This window comes from uncultured Kiloniella sp. (assembly GCF_937128705.1).
In the GTDB taxonomy this organism is placed as follows: Bacteria; Pseudomonadota; Alphaproteobacteria; order Kiloniellales; family Kiloniellaceae; genus Kiloniella.
In genome coordinates this window covers 1-10,292 of the sequence record NZ_CAKZMP010000230.1, presented here as the reverse complement: position 1 = coordinate 10,292, position 10,292 = coordinate 1, and the positions used below count along the sequence as shown (strand labels likewise).

10 protein-coding genes are annotated in these 10,292 nt (G+C 47.1%); 5 read left to right on the top strand and 5 right to left on the bottom strand.

Annotated elements, in window-relative coordinates; all coding sequences use genetic code 11:
* Positions 1-203 precede the first annotated feature (203 nt).
* The gene (locus Q0241_RS12095; protein WP_299377695.1) at positions 204-623 is read right to left on the bottom strand and encodes a DUF3010 family protein; all 420 of its coding nucleotides are present in this window, start codon (positions 621-623) and stop codon (positions 204-206) included.
* Positions 624-852: 229 nt separating this feature from the next.
* On the opposite strand from Q0241_RS12095, the gene Q0241_RS12090 reads away from it, so the two are divergent.
* The 3 genes from Q0241_RS12090 to Q0241_RS12080 all read left to right on the top strand — a co-directional run bounded on the left by Q0241_RS12090 (position 853) and on the right by Q0241_RS12080 (position 3,740).
* Entirely contained in the window at positions 853-1,599 is a 747-nt protein-coding gene (locus Q0241_RS12090; protein ID WP_299377693.1) for a hypothetical protein, read from the top strand.
* A gap of 160 nt (positions 1,600-1,759) precedes the next feature.
* Positions 1,760-2,890, top strand: coding sequence for a vWA domain-containing protein (locus Q0241_RS12085; RefSeq protein WP_299377691.1), 1,131 nt, complete (start codon positions 1,760-1,762; stop codon positions 2,888-2,890).
* A gap of 160 nt (positions 2,891-3,050) precedes the next feature.
* The gene (locus Q0241_RS12080) at positions 3,051-3,740 is read left to right on the top strand and encodes a 50S ribosomal protein L11 methyltransferase (RefSeq protein ID WP_299377689.1); all 690 of its coding nucleotides are present in this window, start codon (positions 3,051-3,053) and stop codon (positions 3,738-3,740) included.
* Between the two features lie 119 nt (positions 3,741-3,859).
* Here the strand turns inward: Q0241_RS12080 and Q0241_RS12075 are convergent, their stop codons facing one another.
* Positions 3,860-6,205: a YgiQ family radical SAM protein gene (locus Q0241_RS12075; RefSeq protein ID WP_299377687.1), complete on the bottom strand. Its 2,346-nt coding sequence runs from the start codon at positions 6,203-6,205 to the stop codon at positions 3,860-3,862.
* A 518-nt stretch (positions 6,206-6,723) separates the two neighbouring features.
* Between Q0241_RS12075 and Q0241_RS12070 the strand changes: the two genes are divergently transcribed.
* Both Q0241_RS12070 and Q0241_RS12065 read left to right on the top strand, forming a co-directional pair.
* Complete coding sequence (locus tag Q0241_RS12070; protein ID WP_299377685.1) at positions 6,724-7,728, top strand: BMP family protein; 1,005 nt, start codon at positions 6,724-6,726, stop codon at positions 7,726-7,728.
* Positions 7,729-7,978: 250 nt separating this feature from the next.
* The gene (locus tag Q0241_RS12065) at positions 7,979-8,278 is read left to right on the top strand and encodes an ATP-binding cassette domain-containing protein (RefSeq protein WP_366941178.1); all 300 of its coding nucleotides are present in this window, start codon (positions 7,979-7,981) and stop codon (positions 8,276-8,278) included.
* On the opposite strand, the gene Q0241_RS12060 is transcribed toward Q0241_RS12065, so the two are convergent.
* The 3 genes from Q0241_RS12060 to narI all read right to left on the bottom strand — a co-directional run.
* A complete protein-coding gene (locus Q0241_RS12060) occupies positions 8,230-8,577 on the bottom strand; it encodes a hemerythrin domain-containing protein (protein WP_299377683.1) in 348 nt (115 codons plus the stop codon). The two genes, Q0241_RS12065 and Q0241_RS12060, sit on opposite strands and share 49 nt — an antisense overlap.
* Positions 8,561-9,730: a peptidylprolyl isomerase gene (locus tag Q0241_RS12055; protein WP_299377681.1), complete on the bottom strand. Its 1,170-nt coding sequence runs from the start codon at positions 9,728-9,730 to the stop codon at positions 8,561-8,563. The genes Q0241_RS12060 and Q0241_RS12055 overlap by 17 nt, the downstream gene beginning before the upstream one ends.
* Positions 9,727-10,292 (bottom strand): respiratory nitrate reductase subunit gamma (gene narI, locus Q0241_RS12050; RefSeq protein WP_299377679.1); only part of this gene is annotated, 566 nt, incomplete at its 5' end. The genes Q0241_RS12055 and narI, both read right to left, overlap by 4 nt.

Here is a 10,292-nt window from a genome sequence, read left to right as displayed (position 1 = left end):
AAGTTGGTATTACTACTCTCAATTCGTTTTAGGACTAACATTAGGCTCAAACCCTTTTATTTTAAAGGAAAAGTACTATTTAAATAATGGAAGGAAAATGCCAAAATATAAATTTTATTTTGAATGAAGCAATAAGCTGATATCTTTTTATTTAGTTTATTTGATTAATCTTAGTTTTCTAGACTATCATTCAATTAATAAACTTACAAAGAACCTATATAACAATAAACACCCGCCAGATACGCTACTTCTTGATACTTCATCAGACTACTCGGATAGATAATATCCTGCTTTTTCTCCATGGCGGCCAAGGCTTGCGGCGGCACCAGCTCGACTTTTAGGTCAGGGATAACTTGTATTAAAGCTTCCATTTTAAAGGTATCGGGGCCGCCAGCGAATTTGCCTTTTTTGGCGCGTTTTTTGATGACGGCTTTAGAGATATTGTTGTTCACAAAGAATGCTGCGATCTCTTTTTGAAAGCAGATGACATCTGCGGCATTATCACTGTCGCCCAATGCTATTTTTCGTGTCGGCAAATCAATGTGTTTTGGTCCCTTATCGCTGGCTTCCAAAACAACTAAGACGGCATCGTTTCCTTTAAGCTCAATCCCACAAAGTTTCATCAGAATTCCACCATTAAAGGGTTAAGGGGATAATAATTCTATTTATTCTTAAAGCAGATAAAGCAATCTGCAAAGATCTGAATAATTCCATTTACCAATCAAACAAAAATAAATTGAACCTTATGTTCTGTACGCCCGACCTATTAGGTATCCAGCGGAATTCAGCATCCATATCTGAAATGGAAAAGGCTCAGATTTCCGCCCTGATCTTAAAACAGGAGTACGAAAAATGAGTAACATTCCAAAACTAAAAACTCTTTGCATCATTACATCCGGCCTGGTTGCCGTGAATTACATTACGTTATCAACAACACCAGTAATGGCAGAATGCGCAACTCAGGCTACGGGGCAAACGTCAGCACAGAAAAACTGCAATCGTAACGCGTCGGCGGCAACGACATCACCACGGACAGCCACTGCAAAATCATTGTCCGTGAAAAGGACACAATACAAAGTTGTTGTCCCGCCCCGGCCCACGGCCCCCAGAACGATAGTGCAGAAGAGAAAGAACGTCGCCCCGACCAGATCCCTGAACAAACGAAGTAATGGTCCGGTTTATGGTCTGCCCAATGGTACGCCAGACCTTGTTGTATTGCCTGCATCAGCAGGAACAAACGGCATGCCAAACAGCGGTTATTGCGGCAGCTGGAATGGCGGCAATCAATCCATTCGCTGGATCATCAGAAATGCCGGCACAGGAATGGCCCCTGCGAGCGTTGTGAGTGTCGGATTTGATGTTCCCCTTGGTCAGCCTTGGAATGATACCTACCCAACGCAACAAAGCCTGAATGTGCCACCACTCGCCCCCGGACAACAATTTGCGATGTCACACCCAATTGATCCGGTATCCTGGTCACCAACCGCACATCCCATAGTAAGCTTTGGTTTCTTTGCTGATTATCACGCAAGCATTGATGAGGTTTCCGAAGCAAACAATCATGTGGAATACGCCCGCTGCTTGGGACCAGCAACCTAAAAGCTGATCCTATTTAAGTTTGTAAATAAGACTGTGGGTTTATTCCACGGTCTTATTTGCACCTTAAAGTAACCTTTTCTTGCCTTTTTCCTCTCCCTTTTACACCACAATAATCGTTCATCTTGTCAGCCTATTCTCACAAAAAGATAGGACCAATCTGATGAAAAAATCAGTACGCGGATTAATGACAGGGCTTTTGGCATCAACAGCACTATATGGATTTACGTCCCCCCTCGTGGCCACAGCGGCCTTTGCAGATAACCAACAGGGGCAACCACGCATAGAAGTTGCTTTTGTTCTGGATACCACCGGATCAATGGCCGATCTGATTGACGGGGCCAAGCGCAAGATCTGGTCCATCGCCAATACCATCGTGGACATTCACCCCAATGCCAACATCGAAATGGCGCTGATCGGTTATCGCGATATTGGTGATGATTACGTCATCAAATCCTATGACATGAGCCCGGATATACAGGGGCTGTACGGTAATCTGGTTCACTTCCAAGCCAATGGCGGCGGTGATACACCCGAAGCCGTCAATGAAGCCCTGGATGCGTCTGTTCGCCAACTGGATTGGACAGAAGGCGAAGATACCCAACGCATTGTTTTCCTCGTCGGGGATGCGCCGCCACACATGGATTACGACAACGCCCCGAAATACCCCGAGGTTATCAAAGCGGCCAGAAAAGAAGGCATTATTGTCAATGCTGTACAGGCGGGCGGTGATCGAGAAACCAAGAAAATCTGGAAAGAAATCGCCCAACTGGGTAACGGACGCTATATCCCCATTCCACAGGATGGCGGGCAGATTAAAATTATCGAAACACCTTTCGATGGCGATATCATTATCCTGCAAAAACGTATTGATGACACGGTTGTTCCCTATGGATCAGAGGCAGAACAATCCGCTGTGCAGGATAAAATGGAGCTAAAAGAAGCAGCACCAAGTTCTGTACAGGTAGAGAATTCCAAGTTTTATTCCAAACGCTCTTCGGTCAAGGAAGTCATAACAGGCGGTGGCGATTTGGTAGCTGATATAAAAAATGGTGCCGTCTCGCTTGATAAAGTTGAGGACGGTAATCTGCCAAAAGAATTACAAGATAAATCTAAAGAGGAAAAACAGGCCTATATAGATGCCAAGCTTGAAGAACGCGAACAGCTTGAAAAAGCCATGAGCAAGCTTATCACAAAGTATGATGCCTACGTCGCCGAAAAGGCAAAGGAACAGGGCGAGACGGACTCATTTGACCACGCTGTTCAGGAAACACTGAAGCAGCAACTCTATTAAACTATACGTGATTGGGGGTGATAGAGCTGAATTCATCCCCATATGTTATAGTGAGTATCAAGGACACTCATATGATATCCTCAATATCATGAAACACTAAGTAATGGAAAACAGCGAGCAACGAGCAGATAAAACGGATCAACAGCATCGGTGATTTTATATGAAGAAATTCAGCGCAGGGCTACAGGAACTATCCATTCTCGAAACCGAGAAAATTCGTGTCACTCGCTATTCTGAATTTCTTCTGCTCTATCTGGAAAACCTGGAATTTTCGCACCGGCGAATTTGTGATTTTGGCTGTGGCACCGGGGTACTTGGCATCTATGCCGCCAAACGGGGCGCGCATTCAGTAACCGGATTTGATATTGATCCAGATGCGATAGATTTAAGCAAAGAAAACATTGCCTTAAATGACTGTTCTCATTTTCAACCTTATCTGATTGATGACAGTGTTATTGATGAAACATACGATTTTATCATCTCTAACCCTGCGTCTCTACCGACTGTAAAAGCATCCGGGAAAGAGTTTTTCAGCGGCGGGATCTATGGCATCGAAATGATCCAGGATCTTTTTGATTTCAGCGTTACAAAGCTCAAAAAAGACGGACGCATTTTCTTTCTGCAAACCAGCTTGTCATCCATCAACAAAGCCGCAAATTATGCCCATAACAAAGGCTTTAACTATAAAATCATCGGCGTCTTTCAAACTGACATCAGAGACCACTATCAGGAATTCTGGCACCGCGTCGAACATAACCAACGCACAGGTGATGCCCATTTTGTTGAAATCAACGGCGTCCATTCTGAAATTGTTTATTTGGTAGAGGCCAAATACCGAGAAATGCCCTAAACGAAGAAAGACCTGAAATGTTGTTCATAACATTCCAGGCCTTCTTCATATTCTAAACCAAAACAGACTTTAGCTTAAGTCACTATTATCTTAAGCCATTTCATCTTAAGTCCGGGATGTTAAGTCCGTGTCCGCCGTCTTTGGCCTGATGGTTTACGACGCGCAGGTTTTCCAGCGGATTTGGCTTTACCATGGGCTGTTGCACCGCGGGCTGGTCCTTCTGAGGCTCCAGCGCCATTGGCAACGGATGCCCTGTCATGTGCACGACGACGTCCCTGCCCCGCATGCGTGGTAAAGAAAGCCTTGCCGCTGCTGTTGCCGTCTTTCTTTTTCGCGAAGCCTCTGGCACCCGGCTTATTATCACCTGTACCAATGGGTTGATGCGCGGGAACCAAATGCTTTTTACCCGGCCCAATAAGATCAGCACGCCCCAGATTTCTAAGCGCATCCCGCAGGATTGGCCAGTTTTCAGGATCGTGGTAGCGCAAGAAAGCTTTGTGCAAACGACGTTGCTTCATACCCTTTGCCGTGTGAACAACTTCGCCGCTGTGACGACGGATCGGGCGCAACGGGTTACGCTCGCTGTGATACATGGCCGTGGAAAGCGCCATTGGGGATGGAATAAAGTTCTGAACCTGATCAGCCCGGAAGCCATTTTGTTTGAGCCAGACAGCAAGGTTCATCATATCTTCATCTTCACAGCCCGGATGTGCCGCAATGAAATAAGGAATGAGATATAGCTCTTTACCCGCCTTTTTCGCCGCGGCATCGAACATAGACTTGAAACGCTCATAGGTACCAATACCCGGCTTCATCATCTTGGACAGTGCACGTTCTTCGGTATGTTCCGGCGCAATTTTCAGATAGCCACCGACGTGATGGGTCACCAGTTCCTTGATATAGGTCGGGCTTTTCACCGCAATGTCATAACGAAGACCGGATTGGATAGAGATCTTTTTGACACCCTTGATGTCACGAGCCTTGCGATAAAGCTGGATCAGGCTTTCATGGCTGGTATCAAGGTTCTTACAAACGTCCGGATAGACGCAAGACAAGCGACGACAGACCTTTTGAATTTTGTCATCCTTACAGGCCATGCGATACATGTTGGCCGTCGGGCCACCCATATCGGTAATCTGCCCGGTAAAGCCATCAACCTTGTCGCGTATATCTTCAATTTCCTTGAGGATTGATTCCTCAGACCGGCTTTGAATAACCCGACCTTCGTGCTCGGTAATGGAACAGAAAGAACAACCACCAAAACATCCGCGCATAATATTCACGGAAAAGCGGATCATATCCCACGCCGCCAATTTGGCATCACCGTAAATAGGGTGCGGCGCACGCGCATAGGTCAGATCAAACACGCCATCCATTTCAGGGGTGGTCAGCGGGATCGGCGGTTGGTTAATCCAGATATCGCGATCACCGTGTTTTTGCACCATAACGCGGGCGTTACCTGCGTTACTTTCCAGATGAACAACCCGGGATGCCTGTGCGTACAACGCCTTGTCTGCGATAACTTCTTCGTATGACGGCAGGCGTACAGCGGTTTTATTTTTATCTGCGTCACGTAGTTTCTTACGTGCTTCGGCACGATCGGGAATGTGATGAAGATCATTATCATCATCAATGTCCGTCATATCAGCAACGGTCCAGCCTTCGGGGATTTCCTTGCGGGCAACCACTGTGCCGCGGATATCATCAATATCCTTTGGCGCTTCCCCTGCAGCGACGCGGTGGGTCAGATCAACAATGGCGCGCTCTGCATTTCCATAAAGAAGAATATCAGCTTTACTATCAATCAGGACGGAACGACGGACCTTATCAGACCAGTAATCATAATGGGCTGTACGACGCAGGGAAGCTTCGATACCGCCAATAACAATCGGCACATCCTTGTAGGCTTCACGACAACGCTGTGAATAGACGATGACCGAACGGTCCGGGCGCTTACCGCCTTCATCATTCGGGGTGTAACTGTCATTATGACGAATGCGACGATCAGCCGTATAGCGGTTGATCATTGAATCCATGTTGCCGCCGGTTACACCATAATAGAGATTGGGTTTGCCCAGCGCCTTGAAAGCTTCTGAATCTGACCATTCAGGCTGTGCAATGATACCAACACGAAAGCCCTGTGCTTCGAGAAGCCGTCCCATAATCGCCATGCCGAAGCTGGGATGATCCACATAGGCATCACCCGTGACAATAATGACATCACAACTATCCCACCCAAGAAGATCCATTTCTTCCCGAGACATGGGCAGGAACGGCGCAATACCAAAACGCTGCGCCCAGTATTTACGATAAGAAAAGATATTCTTGGCGTCGCAGTCCGCTTCTTTCTTCGCAAGCTTACCTGAATTAGCGCCCTTAACAGGTTCGTTATTCATAGCATTCTTAGCTAAGTTGCAGGTACCATTTTGGGCAAAATTCTGGGCTTCGGGGCGGGCTTCGGGCATTACTCTGGCCTTCGCTAATTTCTCTCTGACGATTAATTGCGGTCATTGCCGCCTGGCTATTATAGCACGACCTTAAAACCTAACGATCAATGCCCAGCCAAAATCTGTTGCCCCCTTTTAACTACTTGAGCGATTAGGTCAAGTATTCCTGTTTATCTTCCCCCGCAGACCAGCCATCTATTTTTGGAAGACCTGAACACTAAAACTTTGATAATATTGACACATTAATAATATAAAGATAAGTAATCCACACCAAGGCCAAGTACAGAGTTCAAGATACACAAAGATTTTCCGCTGTTTTATTTGACCAAGTGATAAAAAAAATTTAGCATTTGGAACACAGTTTAAAAGAGGCGGAACAATTTGCCCTGACTGTAGAAGTAAAGAGCTCTGTACAAGTCGATTAACAGGAACCACAGTTCCTGAAAGCAAATAAATAACGACTAACGGTGAGATACCGATCTTGTATTTGAGCGCTTTCAGAGCTGTTTTACATCTATCCAGGGAGGGATTCCATTATGACAGGTTTATCCAGAAGAACCGTTCTTGCGCTTGCCGCTGCAGGCCTAGCAAGTGCAACCCTTGGCGCAACGGGCGCCTTTGCAAAAACCATTAAGGTCGCAGGTATCTATACACAGCCTATTCAGCAAAAATGGGATGCACGCCTGCACGAAGCGTTGGTTGCCGCAAAAGAAGCCGGCGAAATCGAATACGTCTTTTCAGAAAAAGTTGCCAATACCGACTACGTTCGTGTGTTGAGAGAATATTCTGAAAGCAAAGTCGATCTGATTGTCGGGGAAGCATTTGGCATCAGCCGCGAAGCCCGTAAAGTCGCAGATGATTATAAAGATGTTGCCTATTTGATGGGCGATCCTTTTAAACCGCACGGCGACAATTTCTCTGTCTTTGATAACTACATTCACGAACCCTGTTATCTTATGGGTATCCTTGCCGGTAGCATGAGCAAATCTGGCAAGATCGGCATGGTCGGCGGCTATCCGATTGGCGAGGTCAACCGTCTGTTCCACGCCTTTATGGCGGGTGCGCTATCCGTGAACCCCGATGCACAGTTCAAAGTGAACTTTATCGGATCATGGTATGACCCACCGAAAGCAAAAGAAGCCGCCTTTGCCCAGATCGAAGCCGGTGTTGATGTTCTCTATGCAGAGCGTGCTGGTGTTGTTGATGCAGCACGTGACAAAGGTATTATTGCCTTTGGCAACGTAAACGACATGAACAAGGAAGAAAATGGCAAGGACGTTGTTGTGACTTCTGCCCTTTGGCACATGGAATCAGCAATCGGACATGCCATCAGCCAGGTCAAAGCCGGAACCTATTCTGCTGCTGATTATAAAGAATGGACCATGATGCAAAAGGGTGGTGCTTCACTTGCCCCGTATTATGAGTTTGACGATAAAATTCCAGCAGATGCAAAGGCCAAGGTCGAACAAGTAAAAGCAGATATCCTCTCGGGTAAATTTGTTGTTGAGATCAACGACGAAGAGCCCAAATCGACTTACTAACCGCCTTCCATCCCCGGTCTTGTTCTTTACTGAACCATTTTTATGCCTGAACCATTCTGATGGAGGACCGGGGATTTTATTGAGAAAACTTAAACAGTTTTTTCGTGGAAACGTATTTAGACGAACAGATAAAGATGTAATTATTATTGATACTTAAGCTTTGTTTGAGTATCAATCCAAGAATTATTCATTCCTTTATCGTTTCGGCTATTTCAAGACACTTCTGTTCTTGCATCTCTTGAGGCATAACATGGCTTTGCTTGCCTTTCATAACATTACCAAACGCTTTGGCTCCCTTACCGCCAACGACGATATCTCTTTCTCTCTTGATAAGGGGGAAGTCATTGCGTTGCTCGGGGAAAATGGCGCGGGGAAAACCACCCTGATGAATATCCTTTATGGTCACTATACAGCGGATCAGGGATATATCGAAGTTGAGGGACAGAAACTCCCTGCCGGACAGACAGATGCCGCAATTAACGCCGGAATTGGTATGGTTCATCAACATTTTAAGTTGGTTAAGGCTTTTACAGTTTCACTTTCAGCATGATGGTCACACGTCAGCAAATCAATCGTACGTTCCAGATTGTCTTCAGGCGTACATCGACGCAAGAGCATGGGAAAAAGATCGGCTTCTTCGTCAAGTATATGAAGCGGGAAATCTGTTTGAAGGAACGTCAGAACATCTTTCGTTCCTTCAATATCTAAAATGTCAGAATCGGCATATTCCAACAGCCTGTGACAGACCAGTCGATGCCGGTAGTGTTCCGCGAAAAACCATGCGAAAGGATCTTTGAAGGCATTTTTCGCGGAAGCGTTTATATCATAAGGATTAGCAGCAATGGTCATGGCATTTACCCGCAGGCGGGGTGGCTGACTGCCGATGTCCAATATCTAAAACCCGGCTCGGTTTGCTCTCCTTCGGGAATTGCCGTTTCACAATGACGGCCAAACTGTCCTTTAAAGGCGCTTCAGACTCGCGCAGGCATGAGATGACCTTCGTCCAGGCCTCATCATCGGCTTCATTCAGAAAAGCGGGTATGGCTAACCCCAGCACGGTCTCCGGCGATGCGTTTTGCGCCTTTGCCGCGCCTTGAAGAATTGCAAGACAATCTTCGTCCAAAACAGAGAGGGCTTTTTCAGGCTGAGAGAATATATCTCCCAGAACCATGTGAATCCGGCCCACGCCCGCGCTTTCACGGTCAAGTTCGCCAAGCGACGATATGGCCAGCGTTGGCGCATTTTCCGCGTTCGCCCTCAAGAGACGGTCGACATATTGCGCCGCAGCCAAAGTCCATGCCCGCATTTCAAGTTGCGACCGGATATGTCCTTCAACATGTTCAAACGGCAACCGCCGTCCGTCAACGCGGTGGTCCAGTTTCACGATATGCCAACCATGTTCGGTTTTCACCGGTGCATTCGCAATTTGTTCGGGCTCAAGCGTCAACAGAGCATCCCATATTACCGCTAGAACATCGCCGGGTCTAAGCTGGCCTAAACTCCCGCCGTCACTGCTGCTGGGACAGCCTGAGACTGTGCGGGCAAGGGAGAAAAACTTACCGGGTTTTTCTTGTAATAAAGCCAAGACTTCATGGGCTTGTGCTTCGGCAGCTTGCCAACTGGTTTCGTCGTTCTCGCGCGGCGCAATCAAAATATGTGACGCCTCGAGTAATGGCGGTGTTGAAAATCCATTCGGTTGATCATCATAAATTTTGCGAACAGCCACAGGATCAAGCGGAGCAGGTTCAACCTCCGCGTTAAGGACCTCGCGCATCATGGCTTCTTCGAGGGTTTCTTGCTGGCCGTTCTCATTGAGTTCTTGTTCCGGCTTTAAATCGATGGCTTCGCCGCGCGCCAGGAGGACGGCTTTCGCCGCCAAAGCACGTCCGGCCATTTGGCGCGACTCTTTCATGCTTGCTGCAGTGTGATTTTGCATCTCAGCCGCTAAAAGCGTCTCCGGAATCTCAACGCCGAAAAATACCGCAGATAAATCGGAGCTCATGAGCGGCCTCCGGTTTTACGCGCGGCAAGATCTTTGCGGGTCCGTACAATCTGCCAACCGCGGCGTGGTAAATACCAAATAGGCGCGGACAGCATGTGCACAAGCCGTGTGAAAGGAAAGATGAGGAAGATCGTCAGTCCCAAAATAAGATGGGATTTAAATATCCAACTTGCATCCGCCACATAATCAGCAGCGCCGGACCGGAAGGTAAAGATGCGTTGAGCCCAGCTCATAAATTTGACCATTTCTCCGCCGTCCAGGTGCTGCATAGAGAGCGGAATAGTGGCTAGGCCAAGCATAAGCTGTAAGGTCAGGAGGATAAGGATAAGAATATCACTGGGGTTTGATGTTTTACGAATACGCGAATCAAATAGACGGCGGTGGAGCAGGACAAGTGCACCAAACAAAGCAAAGACCCCGGCAAACCCGCCAGCAACAATCGCCAGCATTTGTTTTTGGCTATGCGTAACGCCTAACGTATCAAAAACAACAAGCGGCGTTAAAAGACCAACTAAGTGCCCAAAGAAAATAATTAGAACGCCAATGTGGAAGAGCACCGACC